Source organism: Mycobacterium sp., from assembly GCF_032162105.1.
Taxonomy (GTDB): Bacteria; Actinomycetota; Actinomycetes; order Mycobacteriales; family Mycobacteriaceae; genus Mycobacterium.
Map to the genome: position 1 here is coordinate 1 of NZ_JAVRPS010000127.1, position 17,241 is coordinate 17,241.

General features: G+C 66.5%; 14 protein-coding genes. 3 read left to right on the forward strand and 11 right to left on the reverse strand.

The window, feature by feature from the left end:
* The 3 genes from QOC69_RS06300 to frc (QOC69_RS06310) all read right to left on the reverse strand — a co-directional run.
* Positions 1-395: GntR family transcriptional regulator (locus QOC69_RS06300; RefSeq protein ID WP_526437466.1), on the reverse strand; the 395-nt coding region annotated here is incomplete at its 3' end.
* Positions 396-588: 193 nt separating this feature from the next.
* A complete protein-coding gene (locus QOC69_RS06305; RefSeq protein ID WP_526437468.1) occupies positions 589-1,974 on the reverse strand; it encodes an OFA family MFS transporter in 1,386 nt (461 codons plus the stop codon).
* A 365-nt stretch (positions 1,975-2,339) separates the two neighbouring features.
* Positions 2,340-3,566, reverse strand: a complete 1,227-nt coding sequence (frc, locus tag QOC69_RS06310; protein ID WP_526437470.1) for a formyl-CoA transferase — start codon at positions 3,564-3,566, stop codon at positions 2,340-2,342.
* Between the two features lie 531 nt (positions 3,567-4,097).
* Here frc (QOC69_RS06310) and QOC69_RS06315 point away from each other — a divergent pair.
* Entirely contained in the window at positions 4,098-5,441 is a 1,344-nt protein-coding gene (locus QOC69_RS06315; RefSeq protein WP_526437472.1) for an OFA family MFS transporter, read from the forward strand.
* Positions 5,442-5,491: 50 nt separating this feature from the next.
* Entirely contained in the window at positions 5,492-5,794 is a 303-nt protein-coding gene (locus tag QOC69_RS06320; protein WP_526437474.1) for an Rv0250c family protein, read from the forward strand.
* Between the two features lie 40 nt (positions 5,795-5,834).
* Here QOC69_RS06320 and QOC69_RS06325 read toward each other — a convergent pair whose 3' ends face one another.
* The 7 genes from QOC69_RS06325 to QOC69_RS06355 all read right to left on the reverse strand — a co-directional run bounded on the left by QOC69_RS06325 (position 5,835) and on the right by QOC69_RS06355 (position 15,134).
* Positions 5,835-6,047 carry a formate dehydrogenase subunit delta gene (locus tag QOC69_RS06325; RefSeq protein ID WP_526437476.1) on the reverse strand — a complete coding sequence of 71 codons (213 nt, stop codon included), beginning with the start codon at positions 6,045-6,047 and terminating at the stop codon, positions 5,835-5,837.
* A gap of 1 nt (position 6,048) precedes the next feature.
* Positions 6,049-8,871: a formate dehydrogenase subunit alpha gene (gene fdhF, locus QOC69_RS06330; RefSeq protein WP_526437478.1), complete on the reverse strand. Its 2,823-nt coding sequence runs from the start codon at positions 8,869-8,871 to the stop codon at positions 6,049-6,051.
* Complete coding sequence (locus QOC69_RS06335; RefSeq protein WP_526437480.1) at positions 8,868-10,439, reverse strand: formate dehydrogenase beta subunit; 1,572 nt, start codon at positions 10,437-10,439, stop codon at positions 8,868-8,870. Before QOC69_RS06335 ends, fdhF begins: the two co-directional genes overlap by 4 nt.
* Entirely contained in the window at positions 10,436-10,927 is a 492-nt protein-coding gene (locus QOC69_RS06340) for a formate dehydrogenase subunit gamma (protein ID WP_526437482.1), read from the reverse strand. The genes QOC69_RS06335 and QOC69_RS06340 overlap by 4 nt, the downstream gene beginning before the upstream one ends.
* A gap of 80 nt (positions 10,928-11,007) precedes the next feature.
* A complete protein-coding gene (frc, locus tag QOC69_RS06345) occupies positions 11,008-12,264 on the reverse strand; it encodes a formyl-CoA transferase (protein ID WP_526437484.1) in 1,257 nt (418 codons plus the stop codon).
* A 43-nt stretch (positions 12,265-12,307) separates the two neighbouring features.
* Entirely contained in the window at positions 12,308-14,044 is a 1,737-nt protein-coding gene (gene oxc / locus QOC69_RS06350) for an oxalyl-CoA decarboxylase (RefSeq protein WP_526437486.1), read from the reverse strand.
* Positions 14,045-14,195: 151 nt separating this feature from the next.
* Positions 14,196-15,134, reverse strand: a complete 939-nt coding sequence (locus QOC69_RS06355; protein WP_526437488.1) for a LysR family transcriptional regulator — start codon at positions 15,132-15,134, stop codon at positions 14,196-14,198.
* A 113-nt stretch (positions 15,135-15,247) separates the two neighbouring features.
* Between QOC69_RS06355 and QOC69_RS06360 the strand changes: the two genes are divergently transcribed.
* Positions 15,248-15,703, forward strand: coding sequence for a PAS domain-containing protein (locus QOC69_RS06360; RefSeq protein WP_526437490.1), 456 nt, complete (start codon positions 15,248-15,250; stop codon positions 15,701-15,703).
* 21 nt (positions 15,704-15,724) lie between these two features.
* Here QOC69_RS06360 and pyk read toward each other — a convergent pair whose 3' ends face one another.
* On the reverse strand, positions 15,725-17,149 hold the full coding sequence (gene pyk, locus QOC69_RS06365; RefSeq protein ID WP_526437492.1) for a pyruvate kinase: 1,425 nt from the start codon (positions 17,147-17,149) through the stop codon (positions 15,725-15,727).
* Between the last annotated feature and the right edge of the window lie 92 nt (positions 17,150-17,241).

Below are 17,241 nucleotides of genomic sequence, written 5' to 3' on the forward strand. Positions count from 1 at the left end.
TCCCACAGCCGGTTGACGTCCTCTGGGGTGGCGTGGTCGGCAGCGAGCCGGGCGGAATAGGTTTCCAAGACCGAGCGGACGCCGAGAAGCTGGTCGGCTTCCTCTTCGGTGGGGCTGTGCACGAACGCGCCCTGAGCGGGTCGCAGGTCGACCCAGCCGTCGGTCTGTAAGCGCTGCAAGGCTTCTCGTACCGGCTGACGGCTGACACCCAGGTACTCCGCCAGCTCGTTCTCGACCAGGTGCTGACCCTGCTGGAGGGTTTCGTTCACGATCAGTTCCACGATGGCGTCGTAGACGGCCTCGCGCAATGGCGCGGGGCGCTGCACCCGGCGCGCGGCTGCGTCGGCCAGCCCGTTGCCCGACGTCTCGCGCCGGCTCTGGAGGGGAAGTGACATGGCATGCTCCTTCGCCTAGAGGACAGTACTTAGGGTACAGGTTTTCGTATGCAATGAACCGTCTAGCCACGCGAGGAATCCCCATTCTCGTGACATCCGAAACCGGGGACGCCCCAGGTGCGGCAAAGTCCTTGACAGGACGTGGCCCACACCCGGGGCGGATGACTCATCGTCCGCGAGTCGGCGCAGCCTGCTAGTCGAGCACTAGCGCGGCCTGCGTCTCGTCCTGCTCCGGCGTCCTCTGCTGCTCCTTTGGCAGCTTGGGTTGCTTGAGGAGGATCGTGATGAAGGCGCAGACGACGCCGACCGTACCGGCGATCATGAACGCTGCGTCGTAGCCCCAGTTGTCCACCACGACCGAACCCAAACCGGCACCGACCAGACCCGAGATCACCTTCGAGCTGTAGACCAGGCCGTAGTTGGTCGCGTTGTTGTTCTCACCGAAGTAGTCGGCGGTCATCGCCGCGAACAGCGGGAAGATTGCCCCGCCACCGAAGCCCGAGACCATGGACGCTAGAAGGAACAGCGGCATGCTGCCGATGGAGCCGGACAGGTACACCGCGTACTGGGACAGCCCCAGCACCGCACACACGATGATGAGGGTGTTCCGCCGGCCGTACAGGTCGGAGATCCAGCCGATCACGCCGCGCCCGGTGCCGTTGATGATCGCCTTGAGGCTCATGGCCAGTGCCACGATCCCGCCTGCGAAGCCCATCTCCTTGCCGAACGGCACCTGCATGGCGATGCCGAAGATGTTGATGCCTGCGGTGCAGAGCAGGACGAACCACATCATCGGAAGGATGCCGGTCTTGATGGCCTCCATCGGCGTGTACTGCTTCACCGCGGGCGGATTCTTCAGCAGGGCCCGCCGGATTCGCGGGTCTTCACTGGCCACCAGTGGGTCGACGTGCGCGGGCCACCAGTTCTTCGGCGGGTCCTTGAAGAAGAACCCGCTGATGGCCACCAATGCCGCAAGGAAGACGCCGACCGCGAACAGGATTCCCTCGTAGTTGCTGACGGACAGGTACGAGGTGAACAGGAAGATGAAGGGCACCGATCCGTAGGCGAACCCGCCGTTGACGAAACCGGTCTTGCCGCCCTTACGTTCCGGGTACCACTTGCCCACCATGTTGACGCAGGTGGCGTAGACGAAACCGGCAGCGGTTCCGCCGAAGAAGCCGAAGCCCAGGTAGGCGAAGAAGACGTTCGGAGCGAACGCCAGCGATACGTATCCCAGCAGCGCCCCTCCGGCGCCGAGCATCATCGCCGCCTTGGCCGACAACTTGCCGCTCTCCCGCAAGCGGCCTGCCGGGAATGCCACGGCGGCCTGGAAGAACACCCATACGCCGAGCAACCAGAAGATGTGGCCGTGGCCCCAGCCGTGTGCTTCGACGAGGGTGTCCTCGGCCGAGGTGAACGCGTATTCGGACGAGCTGATTGCCATCATCGCAATCCAGGGCAACCACACCATCCACACCCGTGAACGCCCCAGGATGTCGCGGTCGGTCTCGCCGACCCGGTACACCCTGCCGTTCTTGTCCACCACTTCTTTGAAACTTGGCGACGCTGTTGACATCATTGTGCTACGGCTCCTTCCGGTTCCCCCTACAACCGGTTGGGGACATCGTCGCCGACCGGGCAGGAATTTCGCCAGGTTTTGTTACCGCAATACCCGCGGTCCTGGCCCAATTGATTTCCGAACCGAGCGCCGCGACCGGGCGTCTCCTTCCGCCCGAGCTTCCTCGACGAGGTGCGAGGTGAGTTCGGCGAAGACCAATGGCGATGTCACGATCGTGGGCCGGCAGCCGAGGTCTGCGCGTGGTCGCGCCGAACCTCTCGCCCAAGCCGAATCGTGGCTTCGAAGGTGCATGGCGGCGAACCGCCCGCATCGGTGATGACGACGTTTTCGTCCTTCGGCAGCGGCGCCGTCAGCGGTGGTACCCATCAGAGGACGCCCTTCGCCTTGAGGGTGACCAGCTGGTCGCCGAGACCGAGTTCCCCGCCGTAGATGTCCTCGTTGTGCTCGCCGAGCAGGGGTGAGCGGTGGACGTCGACCGGGGAGTCGGACAGCTTGATCGGGCAGCCGACGGTGCTGAACTCGCCGCGCTCGGGGTGGTCCACGCGGACGACCATGTCGTTGGCCGCCAGCGACTCGTCCTCGATGATTTCCTTGGCGGACAGGATCGGACCACAGGGGATGTGGTGCTCGGTGAGCGTCTGCAGCACCTCCCACTTGCCGATCCCCATGGTCCATTCCTCGATCAGCTGGAACATTTTGTCCAGCTTGTCCAGTCGCGCCTCGGGGGTGCTCCACTCGGGATCGGTCACCAGCTCGGGACGGCCGATCAGGTTCGCGATCGGCGCCCAGCAGACGGGCTGAATGACGATGTAGACGTAGTCGTTGGGACCGCCCGGCGCACACTTCACGGCCCAGCCCGGCTGGCCTCCGCCGGAGGCGTTGCCCGAGCGCGGCACGGTGTCGCCGATCTCCTCGTTGGGGTACTCGGCCAGCGGGCCGTTCTGCAGCCGCTGCTGGTCGCGCAGCTTGACCCGGCACAGGTTCAGCACCGCATGCTGCATGGCGACTGTCACGCGTTGCCCGCGGCCGGTGTGCTCGCGCTGGTAGAGCGCGGCCAGGATGCCAGCCACGGCGTGCACGCCGGTGCCCGAGTCGCCGATCTGCGCGCCGGTGGCCATCGGCGGACCGTCCTCGAACCCGGTCGTGCTCATCGACCCGCCCATGGCCTGGGCGACCACCTCATAGGCCTTGTAGTGGGTGTAGGGACCGTCGCCGAAACCCTTGATGGAGGCGAAGATGAGCCGCGGGTTGATCTCCTGCAGGGTGTCCCACCCGAAGCCCATCCGCTCGATGGCGCCAGGGGCGAAGTTCTCGGCGAGGATGTCGAATCGCGGCAGCAGCTCGGTGAAGATCCGCTTGCCCTCTGGGGACTTCATGTTCAGCGTGATGCTCCGCTTGTTGCAGTTGAGCATCGTGAAGTAGAGGCTGTCGACCCCGGGGATGTCACGCAATTGCTTGCGGGTGATGTCCCCGCCGGGAGCCTCCAGCTTGACGACGTCCGCGCCCAGCCAGGCCAATATCTGCGTGCACGACGGTCCCGATTGCACATGTGTCATGTCCAGGACACGCACCCCTTCGAGCGCCTTTCCCACGGCATTCCCCTTACTTTCGACGTCTGGTTCGCGGTTCCCGACGCGTCTACGTCGGGGTTCGATGAAACAGATGTGACCGGCTCCCCTGACTGATACGAAGAGTGGTCCGTGTCACAGCTGACGGTATACTACATACAATTGACCGCGCAAGACTCTAGGCACAGTTCCCTGTGCATCCGCTGGCAATGAGGCTGTGTATCTGCTGGCAATTCGGTGACCTGCGGATCCGCGGCGCGGTATTCCGTCGGCGGGGCGGTGTCGGCGGCGACCCCCAAGCGGTGACCTGCTGCCCGCCCTACCGGTCGACTCTGCGCTCACGGTGTGCGCCACTCGCACTTTCACGCCCTCCCGGCAGAGCCGCCGAGGCGGTGCGAGCGCTGGGCGGTGCGAGCGCTGGGCGGCGAGTGCACGGGCGACCCGGCGCCGACCAGCGACGGGGCGCGTTCCCGATTCAATCCCGGCTTCCTATGGACAAGTGATCCAAGTCATAGTTATCCTGATCGCATACTGTATGCAATATTGGAGGCGAGCATGACTCACAGCAGCGTCGGAGTAGTGGAGGTCCGAGATCTCCGCGGCCGCTCGTACAGAGTCGGTGAGCGGCCGCACGACATCATGGGCCACTCCCGCAGATGGATGCTCTGGCTCACATGGATCGCCATGGCGGGGATCGGCGTTCTTCAGTACGGCTATGGCGTCGCCGTCGCCGCCCTGGACGCGACCAATCGATCGAGTGCCGCCGGCGCCCTCTGGGTGCTCGCCCTCTGGGTGGTGTTCCAGGCAGGCGCCGCCGCGCCCACTGCCGCCTTGAGCCACCGCTGCGCGGTGTCTCCCGCGCGCGCAGTCGTGCTCGGCGCCCTCTTGTGTGCCGCAGGCCCCTTGACCCTCGCCTACACCGACAGCCTGGTGGCTGCGGTGCTCGGATACTCCGTGCTGTCCGGCACCGGCGCAGGAATCGTCTACGCCACGTGTGCCTCCACCGTCGCGAAGTGGTATCCGGAGCAGCGCGGCGTCCGGGTCGGTTTCGTCACCGGGGCATTCGGTTTCGGCGCCGTGCCGTTCATTGCGCTCTTCGCCGCCGTCCTCACCCCGGCGAACCGGACAGAGATCTTTGCGGCGGTGGGCGTGTCCGTGCTGATCGTCGTCGGCGTGTGTGGCGTCCTGTTGCGGGATCCGCCGTCGGGCTGGTGGCCGCCGGACATCGACCCCAAACTGTGGGCGGTCGACAAGCGGGTGAACAGCAGCCTTGCCCACAATGTCCGCGCGGTACGGCAGTACCCGCCGGGTGAGGCCGTCCGGACGCCTGCGTTCGTGGTCATGTACCTCATCCTGGTCATCGCCGCAGCGGCGTCGCTGCTGGCCATCGTCTACGTTCCGATCGTCGCGGTGTACCAAGGCTTTTCGCTAGGCGTCGGGGCGTTGGCGGTTGGTCTGCTCGCCGTCGTCAATGGCGCCGGCCGCAGTGTCGCCGGCCGGATCTCCGACCGGTTCGGTCGACGCCGGACGCTGAGCGCCGCGCTGCTGCTCGAAGGCTGCGCTCAATTGGGACTCGTCTACTCCGCATCAATCGGCCAGCCGGCGGCGTTCGTGGCCTTCGCTGCGCTGAGCGGAATGGCGGGCGGTGCCTTCTATCCGCTGTTCGCGAGCCTGGTTGCCGACTACTTCGGCGAGCCCAACGCGGTGCGCAACTTCGGACTCGTCTACAGCGCCAAGCTGTTCGGAGGGTTCATCGGAGTCGGGCTGCCCACCCTGCTGGTGTCGTCACACGGGCTGATGATTCCGTTCGTCGCCGCCGGCCTGCTCAGCCTGTGCGCCGCGGTCATGACGCGGCTGCTCCACCGCCCCGGGTTCCCCAAGGTGGGCTTGCCGCGGTGATGGATGCCGACCCGAGTAGCTCCCGGACGCCCAATACCAAAGGAGATTCGATGTCCACGACAACTGAAGTCGACGAGCTTCACCAGTTGATCGGCGACCTGTTGCGGTGCGTGGCATCGCTGGAGTCGACGTACGGTGATGCCCCAGCCATGCGTCGCATCGTCAACGACGCCGAACGAATCCTCAACGGCATCGACCGGCTCGACATCGACACCGAAGAGCTGGAACTGGCATGCGGGCTCGCCCTGTTCAAACAGTCCGCCACGATGATCCAGATACCGGACGCCGACTACGACCACGGCTTCTGGCGGGATGTCGACCACGAAGGCGTCGGCGGGCAGAGGGCCGGCTGACGGGCGGACCTCGCCCGCAACGGTGTACGGCAGCAAGGGGTTACGGCAGCAGCGCCGCCGCGGCCACCACCACGGGGTCGAGAGGCTCTGTTTCGGCGGCGACCAGTTCGATCAGTCGGCGTTTCATGCGTGGGTCCCAGAACCTCTTGACGTGATCGGCCACCGCCGTAGCCGCCTGCTCGGCGGGCAGGTACTGGAGGTTGACGATGATGTCATTGACCATCCTGAGCTCGGCAGGTTCGTTGTGCGACATGTCAGTCCACTAGTCCCCACGCCAGCACACGATCTGCCTCTGATTCCGCGTGCTGCCCGGACGTCGGGTGGGTCAGGGCGACCTGGACGGCCGTCACCTTGTACTCCGGACAGTTGGTCGCCCAGTCCGAGTTCTCGGTGGTGAGGACGTTGGTGCCCGAGATCGGGTGATGGAACGTGGTGTAGACCACCCCAGTCGGCATCCGCTCGGATAGCTGCGCGTGAAGCGTCGTTTGACCGACTCGGCTGGCCAACGTGACCTCGTCGCCGTCGTTGATGCCCCGCACCTCGGCGTCGTGCGGATGGATCTCCAGCAGATCCTCGCTGTGCCAGGCGACGTTGGCCGTGCGACGGGTCTGTGCTCCGACGTTGTACTGGCTCAAGATTCGACCCGTGGTGAGGATCAGCGGGTAGCGGCGTGTGCTGCGCTCGTCGGTCGGCACGAACGGCGTCGGCACGAACCTGCCAAGACCCCTGGTGAACGACTCCACGTGCATGATTGGCGTGCCGTCAGGAGCTTGCTCGTCGCAGGGCCATTGGATACTGCCCACCTGGTCCAGCTTCTTGAACGACACCCCGGCGAATGTCGGTGTGGCCGAGGCGATCTCGTCCATGATCTGGCTCGGGTGGTCGTAACCCATGGGATATCCCATCGCCGTCGCGATCTCGCAGACGATCTCCCACTCGTGCTTGGCGCTCTTGGGCTTCATCACCGCACGGACCCGGTTGATCCGGCGTTCGGCGTTGGTGAAGGTGCCGTCCTTCTCCAGGAACGACGCACCGGGCAGGAATACGTGGGCGAACTTCGAGGTCTCGTTGAGGAACAGGTCCTGGACCACCACCAGCTCCATCGCGCCCAGCGCGGCCGAGACGTGATGGAAGTTCGGGTCGGACTGCGCGATGTCCTCACCGTGGACGAACAGGCCCCGGAACGTGCCCTCGATCGCGGCGTCGAACATGTTCGGGATCCGCAACCCGGGCTCGGGCAACAGTACGGTCCCCCAAAGGTTTTCGAAGACCTTCCGCGCTGCGTCGTCCGACACGTGCCGGTAGCCGCTCAGCTCGTGCGGGAAGGAACCCATGTCGCAGGCGCCCTGCACGTTGTTCTGGCCGCGCAGCGGGTTCACCCCGACACCCTCGTGGCCAATGTTGCCGCAGGCCATCGCCAGGTTGGCCATCCCCATCACCATCGTCGAGCCCTGGCTGTGTTCGGTGACGCCGAGGCCGTAGTAGATGGCCCCGTTCCCGCCCTGCGCGTACAGCCGGGCGGCGGCGCGCACCTCCTCGGCGGCCACGCCGGTGATCGGCTCGACGGCCTCTGGGCTGTTCTCGGGGCGCGAGATGAATTGCGCCCACTCGTCGAATCCCTCGCACCTTGCGGCCACGAACGACGCGTCGGTCAGGCCTTCGGTCACCACCACGTGCGCCATCGCATTGACGATCGCCACGTTCGTTCCCGGCTTCAGTTGGAGGTGGTGATCGGCCTCGATATGCGGTGAGCGCACCAAGTCGATGCGGCGGGGGTCGGCCACGATGAGCTTCGCGCCCTCGCGCAGCCGTTGCTTCATCCGGGACGCGAAGACCGGGTGGCCGTCAGTGGGATTGGCCCCGATCACCATGATGACGTCGGCTTGCGCCACGGACTTGAAGTCCTGCGTGCCCGCCGACTCCCCGAAAGTCTGCTTGAGCCCGTACCCCGTCGGCGAGTGACACACTCGCGCACAGGTATCCACATTGTTGTTGCCGAAGGCTGCGCGCACCATCTTCTGGACGACGTAGACCTCTTCGTTCGTGCACCGCGACGAGGTGATCGCACCGATCGCTCCCGTGCCGTACCGTGCCTTGATCTCCAGCATCCGGCGGGCGACGGTACCGATCGCCTCGTCCCACTCGACTTCGCGCCACGGGTCGGTGATGTTCTCGCGAACCATCGGGCGCAGCGCCCGGTCCGGATGCGTTGCGTAGCCAAACGCGAACCGTCCCTTCACGCAAGAGTGGCCCTCGTTGGCGCCGCCGTCCTTGAGGGGCACCATGCGGACCACCTCGTCGCCGCGCAACTCCGCCTTGAACGAGCAGCCGACGCCGCAGTACGCACACGTGGTGACCACCGACCGCGTCGGCACTCCCAGTTCGACCACGGAACGCTCCTGCAGCGTCGACGTCGGGCACGCCTGCACGCACGCGCCGCAGGACACGCACTCTGAGTCCATGAACGACTCACCGGCGCCCGGTGACACCTTCGATGCGAAACCCCGGCCCTCGATGGTCAGCGCGAACGTGCCCTGCACCTCACCGCAGGCCCGCACGCAGCGGGAGCAGGCGATGCACTTGGACGGATCGAAGTCGAAGTACGGGTTGCTGACGTCCTTGACCGCGTCCAGGTGATTGGCGCCCTCGTAGCCGTACCTGACCTGACGCAGCCCGACGACGCCTGCCATGTCCTGCAACTCGCAGTCGCCGTTGGCCGGGCAGGTGAGGCAGTCCAGCGGATGGTCGGAGATGTAGAGCTCCATGACGTTCTCACGGAGCTTGGCGACCTTCGGCGTCTGGGTATGCACGACCATGCCCTCGGCAACCGGTGTCGTGCAGGAGGCGGGAGTGCCACGGCGGCCGTCGATCTCGACAAGACACAGTCGGCAGGAGCCGAACGCGTCGAGCGTGTCCGTGGCGCACAGCTTGGGGATGTCGACGCCGGCGAGCGCGGCCGCCCGCATCACCGACGTGCCGTCCGGAACGGAGATGCGCAGCCCGTCCACCTCCACCGCGACCGTTGCCGGACCGCTCTTGGCCGGGGTGCCGTAGTCGGGTTCCTTGAGCAGGCTCATGGTCTACCTTCCACCTTCGCGTTGGCGTGCCGGGCATAGAAGTCGTCTGGGAAATGCTGGATGGCGCTGCGGACCGGCATCGGCGTGAGGCCGCCCATGGCGCACAGTGAACCCTCGGTCATGACGTCGCAGAGGTCCTCGAGCAGCGCCAGGTTCTCGTCGCGGTTCTCCCCCGCGGTGATCCGGTCGATCACCTCGACTCCGCGCACCGAGCCCACCCGGCACGGCGTGCACTTGCCGCACGACTCCGCGGCGCAGAACTCCATCGCGAACCTGGCCTGAGACGCCATGTCGACGGTGTCGTCGAACACGACGACGCCGCCGTGGCCGACCATCGCGCCCGCTGCAAGAAATCCTTCGTAGTCCATCGGCAGGTCGAACCGCGACGTCGGCAGGTACGCGCCGAGTGGGCCCCCCACCTGGACCGCGCGCACCGGTCGCCCTGAAAGTGACCCTCCACCATAACCATTCACGAGTTCGCCGAGCGTCACCCCGAAGGCCCTCTCCACGATGCCGCCGTACCGGATGTTCCCACCGAGCTGGAAGACCTGGGTACCGCGCGACCGCTCCACCCCGAGCTGCTGATATGCCTGTGCACCACGGGCGAGGATCGTCGGCACGCTGGTCAGCGTGAGCACGTTGTTCACCACGGTGGGCTTGCCGAACAGACCGTTGATGGCGGGGATCGGCGGCTTCGCCCTGACCTCGCCGCGCTTGCCCTCCAGGCTTTGCAGCATGGAGGTCTCCTCGCCACAGATGTAGGCGCCGCCGCCAACCCGCACGTGCAGCTCGAAGCTCAGCGACGAGCCGAGCACACTCTCCCCCAGCCAGCCTTGTGCCCTTGCGATCTCGATCGCCGATCGCATCGTGGCCACGGCGTCCGGGTACTCGGACCGGATGTAGACGTAGCCCTCCGTGGCGCCGACCGCGTGAGCGGCGATCGTCATGCCCTCGATGAGCAGGAACGGGTCGCCTTCCATCACCATCCGGTCGGCGAACGTCCCACTGTCGCCTTCATCGGCGTTGCAGCAGACGAACTTCAGCTCGTCGACGCATCCGAGCACCGTCTTCCACTTGATCCCGGCCGGGAAGCCGGCGCCGCCGCGCCCCCGCAACCCGGAGTCGGTGACCTCCGCGACCACGTCCGCCGGTGACATCTCGAGTGCCCTGCGGAGCCCGGCGAGGCCGCCGTGGCTCACATAGTCGTTGGGGGACAAGGGATCGGTGACGCCGACCCGTGCGAAGGTGACTCGGTCCTGCGTCGCCATCCAGGCCAGCTCCTCGACCACGCCGACCCGCGACGGGTGCTCAGCCGCATCGAACAGGCCTGCGGCGACGAGGTCGTCGACGGCATCGGGGGTGACCGGTCCGTAGCCGATCCGCCCGTCCGACGTTGCCACCTCGACCAACGGCTCAAGCCACAACATGCCGCGGGACCCATTGCGCACCAGCCGGATCGGCTGTCCGACGCGAGCGGCGGCGCGCAACAGGGCATCCGCCACCTCGTCCGCGCCGACTGACTTCGCCGCGGAATCGCGTGACACGTAGACGGTGACCGGTGCGTTCATCGTGAGATCGCCTCGTCGAGAATCGCCGACAGTCGGTCCTCGTCCACCCGGCCGAGCAGACGATCATCGACCTGAACGGCCGGGCCCAGAGCGCAGTTGCCAAGGCAGAAGACCTGTTCCACGGTGACGGAGTCGTCGTAGCGGGTGTCCCCCATCGACAGCCCGTACGTGTCCTTCAGGTGTTCGACGAGTCGGCCTGCGCCGACGGACTGGCACGCCTCGGCGCGGCAGACGCGGACGACGGTGCGGCCGGCAGGCTTGGAACGGAAGTCGTGGTAGAAGGTCACCACGCCGTGGACGTCGGCGCGGGACAGGTTGAGCTCGTCGGCCAGGACCGGAATCGCCTCCGCCGGAACACAACCCAGCGCCTCCTGCACCGCGTGCAGGATGGGTAGCAGAGCGCCGCGGTGTGCGCGATGGTCGGCTGCGATCCCTCGGACCACGGCCTCGACGGTCGTGCTCGTCTCTCCCGTCGCTGTGGGACTCATGAGCTTCCTCCTGGGGTCAACGGGCGCGAGAATGGGGCGAAACCGGCCCCAGGAAGTGTCCTGGGGCCGGTTTCCGCCGTTTAGACGACGATCTTCTTCTTGTGGAACTCTTCGATCGTGTCCGCGTCGTAGCCGAGTTGAGCCAGGACCTCGTCGGTGTGCTCACCGAGTAGCGGCGCGCCCTTGATGTCGGGCTTGAACGACGAGAACTTGATCGGGCTGCCGACGGTCAGGAAGGTTCCGCGGCCCTTCTGGTCGACCTCGACGATGCTGCCACTCTTGCGCAGGGACTGATCTGCGGCCAGATCCTTCATCGACATGACTGGTGCGCACGGCACCTCCCACACGCGCAGGATGTCGACTGCCTCCCACTTCGTCTTGTCGGCCAGCCACTTTTCGATCTCACCGAAGATGTCGAAGATCTTGTCTTGGCGTGCGCGCGCGGTGCTGTACGCAGGATCGTCGACCCACTCCGGATGGCCGATGGCCTCCGCCGTGCGCTTCCAGTTCTGCTCCTGGATGGTGAAGTAGATGTAGGCGTTGGGGTCGGTCTCCCAGCCCTTGCACTTGACCACCCAGCCCGGCTGGCCGCCGCCGCCGGCGTTGCCGCCGCGGGGAACGGCTTCGCCGAACTCGCCGTTCGGGTACTGCGGGTACTCCTCGAGGTAGCCGATCGCGTCGAGACGCTGCTGGTCGCGGAGCTTGACCCGGCAGAGGTTGAGCACGGCGTCCTGCATCGCTGCCGACACCTTCTGACCCTTGCCGGTCTTGTCGCGCTGGATGATGGCGGTGAGGATGCCGATCAACAGGTGCATGCCGGTGTTGCTGTCACCGAGGGCCGCCCCGCTGACGGTCGGTGGGCCGTCCCAGAACCCGGTCGTGGACGCACCGCCGCCGGCGCACTGTGCCACGTTCTCGTAGACCTTGAGGTCGTTCCACGTCGAGTCGTCGTTGAAGCCCTTGACCGAGCCGAAGATCAGCCGCGGGTTCCACTCCTGGAGCTTCTCCCACGACAGGCCCATGCGATCCATCGCCCCCGGTGCGAAGTTCTCCACCAGCACGTCGGCCTCGCGAACCAACTTCTCCATCACCTCGAGTCCCTCGGGTGACTTCGTGTCGATCGCCAGTGAGCGCTTGTTGCTGTTGAGCATGGTGAAGTACAACGCGTCCACATCGGGGATGTCGCGCAACTGGTTTCGCGTCACGTCACCTCCGCCGGGGCGCTCGACCTTGAGGACGTCGGCTCCGAACCAGGCGAGCATCTGAGTGCACGCAGGGCCCGCCTGGACGCCGGTGAAGTCGATCACCTTGATCCCCGAGAGCGGTAGTTCAGTCATGACACGTTTCCTTTCCTGTTGTTGATCGTGTCGGTCGGTTGGCTCAGTGCTTGGCGGTGATGCCCTTGGGGTTGAGATGGGCGATGTTGCCGCTCTCGGTGCCGTCGGACGGGTCGATCACGCAGTCGATGAGTGCGGGCCTGCCCGACGCCAGCGCCTCCCGAAGGGCGGCAGCGACCTCCTCGGGCGTCGTCGCCTGATACCCCTTGCCGCCGAAGGCCTTGATCATGAACTCGTGGCGGGCCCGCAACGCGGTCGGCGCCGGGTCGCTGGTGGTGGAGTGATCGTCACCGCGGTAGACACCGCTGTTGTTGAGGACGACGGTGACGATCGGCAGGTTGTAGCGGCAGACCGCCTCCAACTCCATTCCGCTGAACCCGAAGGCGCTATCGCCTTCGATCGCGACCACCGGCTCGCCGGTCTCAACGGCGGCGGCGATGGCGTAGCCCATGCCGATGCCCATGACGCCCCAGGTCCCACTGTCCAACCGGTGGCGCGGTACCTGCATGCCAATCGTGTTGCGCGCCAGGTCAAGCGCGTTCGCGCCCTCGTTGACGACGTAGACCTGGGGGTTGTCGGCCAGGACGTCGCGGATCGCTTGCAGGGCGCCGAGGAACTTCATCGGGTGCGCGGTCAGCGCAGCCTGGAGGCGCCCCTCCATCTTGGCGACATTCTGTGCCGACTTCTCCGAAAGCTCCTGGCGCCACTGTGCCGGGACGGTGATCTGGCCGGGTTTGCTCCGCTTGGCGAGTGCCTCGACGACCGACCCGATGTCGCCGACGAGCGGCGCCGCGATGGGTTGGTTGCTGTCCATTTCGGTGGCCGCGATGTCGATCTGAATGAATTTGGCGTCGGGATTCCATTGCGGCGCTTCACCATGTCCGAGTAGCCAGTTCAGACGCGCACCGACGAGCATCACGACGTCGGCCTTGCGCAGGGCAAGCGATCGGGTGGTGGCCGCCGATTGCGGGTGGTCGTCGGGCAGTAGGCCCTTCGCCATCGACATGGGCAGGTACGGCAGTCCGGTGGACTCGATGAAGTCCCGGATCTGCTCGTCGGCCTGCGCGTAGGCGGCGCCCTTGCCGAGCACGACCAAGGGCCGCTGGGCGCCGGCGAGCAGGTGGATCGCGCGGTCGACCGACTCGGTGTCGGGCAGCTGCCGCGGCGCCGGGTCGACGAGCCGCCACTGCGTCCTTGCGGCCCGCTCCGCATCGATTACCTCGCCGAGCACTGCCGCCGGAATGTCGAGGTAGACACCTCCGGGGCGGCCGGACACCGCGGTGCGGATCGCTCGGGCGATGCCGCGGCCGATGTCCTCGGCCCGCGACACCCGGTAGGCCGCCTTGGCGAACATCTTGGCCGCAGGCAGCTGGTCCATCTCCTCGTAGTCTCCGCGCTGGAGGTCGACGAGATGGCGCTCGCTGGAACCGGAGATCTGAACCATCGGGAAGCAGTTGGTGGTGGCATTGGCAAGCGCAACGAGCCCGTTGAGGAAACCCGGTGCGGACACCGTGAGGCAGATGCCGGCCTTCTGGGTGAGGAACCCGGCCGCCGCTGCCGCGTGGCCGGCGTCGCTCTCGTGGCGGAAGCCGATGTAGCGGATGCCGGATGCCTGTGCGTGCCGGGCCAGGTCGGTGATCGGGATGCCGACCACCCCGTAGATGGTGTGCACGTCGTTGAGCTTGAGCGCGTCGACGACCAGATGGATCCCATCGGTCAGAGCAGCCGGCTCGTCGACGTGCCCTGCCTCCGTGGCTGGCATGGAAGCGACGGTCGTCATTGTGTGGACCCTTCCTGGGTGTTGGCTATTTCCCTTACGTACTACGACTTTTCACGTTGCCGACGGCCGCGTCCAAGACCTGTCGTCAACCGGCCGATAAACGCCGGTTATCAAGGAGTGCGGCGTCGTCCCACGTCGTTTTTATGGGCATTTAGGGCCTGCTCAGGTCGGCGGCGAACTCTCGCCGTTCCAGGTCGAAGGCCTCGTCAAGGCGCGCACCCGCCGCCACGTTCAGGAACGCTCTGGCCGCAACGGATCCGGAGCCCGCGTGGATCGCCATCGAGATCTGTGCCGTCGTCTCCGGCTCGACGAGGCGGACGGCCCTCGCTCCCCCGGTCGCCGGGATCGAGCGCAGCCAGGTGTGCGGCACCACGCTCGCCCATGCACCGGTGGCCACGTGTGCATAGAGCGACGCCACTGAGTCGGTTTCCACCTGAGGTAACGCCGCTGCTCCGTTGGCCGCGAACGCCTTGTCGATGAACTGACGAAAGCGCATGTGTGGCATCAGCAATGCCAAAGGCAGCTGGGCCGCCTCGGCCCACGTGATGGTGCGGGCGCCAGGCACGATCTGCTCGCCGGAGACGAGCAGTACGTATCGCTCCCTGTACAGCGGCACGACCTCGAGGCCCGACTGATCGTCGGGGCCGAAGTGAGCGATGGCGGCGTCCAGCTCGAAGTCGCGTAGTTGGCGGAGCAACTCCGTGGACGACAACCGGGAGCAGATGGTCACCTTGGCCAGCGGGTGCAGTGCGCAGAATGCGGCGACGGGAAGCGCCGTCGTCGTCGAGACCGTGGGCCCCGTGCCAAGGCGCAGTGTCCCCGAGATGCCGGCCCGCATGGCGGCCGCCTCGGCCTTGAGTCCGTCGTGCTCGGCGAGCAGGCGCTTGGCCCAGACGACCAGCCGTTCGCCTTCCAGCGTCAGACCCTCGAAGTTCTGCCCGCGGTAGATCAGCGTGACGTTCAGCTCCCGCTCCAGCTTGGCGATCGCCGTGGAGAGCGCGGGTTGCGATACGTAGCAGGCCTCCGCCGCACGCGCGAAGTGTCGTTCCCTGGCCACGGCGACGAAGTACTCCAGCTGGCGCAGCAGCATGAGCACTCCTCCTCGCCTCTGAACGCTTCAAACCTGTGTGTATGCAGTATGCGTTATCCTGTACGCTAGCGCAATTCCCGCAGCACAATCAACTGAGGCGAAGGAGCAGCGACGTGGCTGACAGCACCGGCACCATGAGCGAGGCGTGGCTGTCCCACGCGGTCGTGACCGAGTCGGCCGAGGCCATCGTGGTGGCCGACCCGGACGGAGTCATCCGGTTGTGGAACGACGGGGCCGCTCGCATGTTCGGGTATTCGGCCGCAGAAGCGGCAGGCCAGACCCTGGACTTGATCATCCCTGAGAAGCTGCGGGCGCGGCACACGAAGGGTTACCGGGAAACGATGGCCACCGGCGTCACCCGCTACGGGGACACCCTGTTGAGCGTGCCGGCCACCCACCGCGACGGGCATCGCCTGTCGATTGAGTTCAGCGTGGCCCTGCTGCGGGACGAGGCGGGCGAGATCGTCGGGATATCGGCGATCATGCGCGAGGTGACCGAGCGCCGCAATGCCGAGCGGGAGCTGCGCGCCAAGCTGGCCGAGGCCGAGAGCCGCGTCGGGCCGGCCTGACCGGACCCCCGCGCGGCGACGTCATTCGATGCGCAGTACGCGCACCGAGTCGGTGTAGCCGGCCACCCCGCTGCGGCTTCCCGACACCACGACGACCACGTCGCCGGGATGACAGGTCCCCATCGTCACCAGAGCCTCGCTGACCTCGGTCGCCATGGTCTCGGCCTTGGCTGCGGGTGCCACCACGGCGGACTCGACGCCCCAGGAGTAGGCCAGCCGCGCACGCACGGACTCGTCGTGCACGAACGCCAACAGCGGCAGCGGCGATCGCTGCTGCGCCAGGCGCAGTGCGGTGTTACCCGTGCGGGTGAAGCAGCACAACGCCGCGGCGCCGAGTCGTCTGCCCACTTCGCATGCCGCCGCAGCGATCGCATCACCGAAGACGGCATCCTGGCCGTCCTCACAGGTGGCCCAGTCCGACGTGTCGCCGAGGCTGGCCCCGCCCTCGGCGGCTTCGACGATGCGCGCCATCGTCGCCACCGTGTGCGCTGGATACTCCCCGACGCTGGTCTCGGCGGACAGCATCACTGCGTCCGCCCCGTCGAAGACCGCGTTGGCCACGTCCGAGACCTCGGCCCGGGTGGGACGCAGATCGGTGATCATCGAGTCGAGCATCTGGGTCGCCACGATGACGGGCTTCGCCGCTTGACGGCACAGGCGGATGGCGCGCTTCTGCACCAGTGGTATCTGCTCGAGCGGCATCTCCACACCGAGGTCACCGCGCGCGACCATCAGGCCGTCGAAGGCCTCGACGATCGCCGGCAGGTCCGCAACCGCCTCAGGCTTCTCGAGTTTCGCGATGACCGGCACCCGCCTGCCGACCTCGTCCATGATCGCGTGTGCGAGCTTCACCTCCTCGGGAGCCCGGACGAAGGACATGGCGACCATGTCCACGCCCAGCTCGAGGGCGAACCTCAGATCTTCGATGTCCTTCTCGGACAGGGGCGGAACGCTCACGTCGATCCCTGGCAGCGATATGCCCTTGTGGTCGCTGACCGGGCCGCCGTGCACGACCTCGCACCTGATGTCGTCGCCGTTGACGTCGAGCACCCGTAGGTCGACCTTGCCGTCGTCGACCAGTAGCCGATCGCCCGGTCGGACGTCCTTCGCCAGCCCGTCGTACGTCGTGGAGACCCGGTCGTGGTCACCGGGGCAATCCGCGGTGGTGATCACGATCTGTTCACCGTCCGCCCAGACCACCGGTCCGTCGGCGAACTCACCCAGCCTGATCTTCGGGCCTTGGAGGTCCGCGAGCACGCCGACCGCACGACCGCTGTCCGCGGCGATCTGGCGGACCAGGCCGTACACCACCGAGTGGTCCGCTCGGGTGCCGTGGCTGAAGTTGAAGCGCGCGACATCCATTCCGGCGTCGACGAGTTCGGCAAGTGATGACGCGGTGCTGGTGGCGGGTCCGAGTGTGCAGACGATCTTGGCGCGACGGTTCACAGTGTTCTCCCTAGGTCGTCAGAGCCGGCTGGATTTCCGCTTCGCGGATGCGAGCGGAATGCGACGCTCCTGGCTCGCACGTGCGCGCGAGG

What these genes read in the sequence shown, in the direction of transcription:
- QOC69_RS06305 (WP_526437468.1), bottom strand. Translation starts at nt 1,974, where the DNA reads ATGATGTCAACAGCGTCGCCAAGTTTCAAAGAAGTGGTGGACAAGAAC.
- QOC69_RS06315 (WP_526437472.1), top strand. Translation starts at nt 4,098, where the DNA reads ATGACTCACAGCAGCGTCGGAGTAGTGGAGGTCCGAGATCTCCGCGGC.
- QOC69_RS06320 (WP_526437474.1), top strand. Translation starts at nt 5,492, where the DNA reads ATGTCCACGACAACTGAAGTCGACGAGCTTCACCAGTTGATCGGCGAC.
- QOC69_RS06325 (WP_526437476.1), bottom strand. Translation starts at nt 6,047, where the DNA reads ATGTCGCACAACGAACCTGCCGAGCTCAGGATGGTCAATGACATCATC.
- fdhF (WP_526437478.1), bottom strand. Translation starts at nt 8,871, where the DNA reads ATGAGCCTGCTCAAGGAACCCGACTACGGCACCCCGGCCAAGAGCGGT.
- QOC69_RS06335 (WP_526437480.1), bottom strand. Translation starts at nt 10,439, where the DNA reads ATGAACGCACCGGTCACCGTCTACGTGTCACGCGATTCCGCGGCGAAG.
- QOC69_RS06340 (WP_526437482.1), bottom strand. Translation starts at nt 10,927, where the DNA reads ATGAGTCCCACAGCGACGGGAGAGACGAGCACGACCGTCGAGGCCGTG.
- frc (WP_526437484.1), bottom strand. Translation starts at nt 12,264, where the DNA reads ATGACTGAACTACCGCTCTCGGGGATCAAGGTGATCGACTTCACCGGC.
- oxc (WP_526437486.1), bottom strand. Translation starts at nt 14,044, where the DNA reads ATGACGACCGTCGCTTCCATGCCAGCCACGGAGGCAGGGCACGTCGAC.
- QOC69_RS06355 (WP_526437488.1), bottom strand. Translation starts at nt 15,134, where the DNA reads ATGCTGCTGCGCCAGCTGGAGTACTTCGTCGCCGTGGCCAGGGAACGA.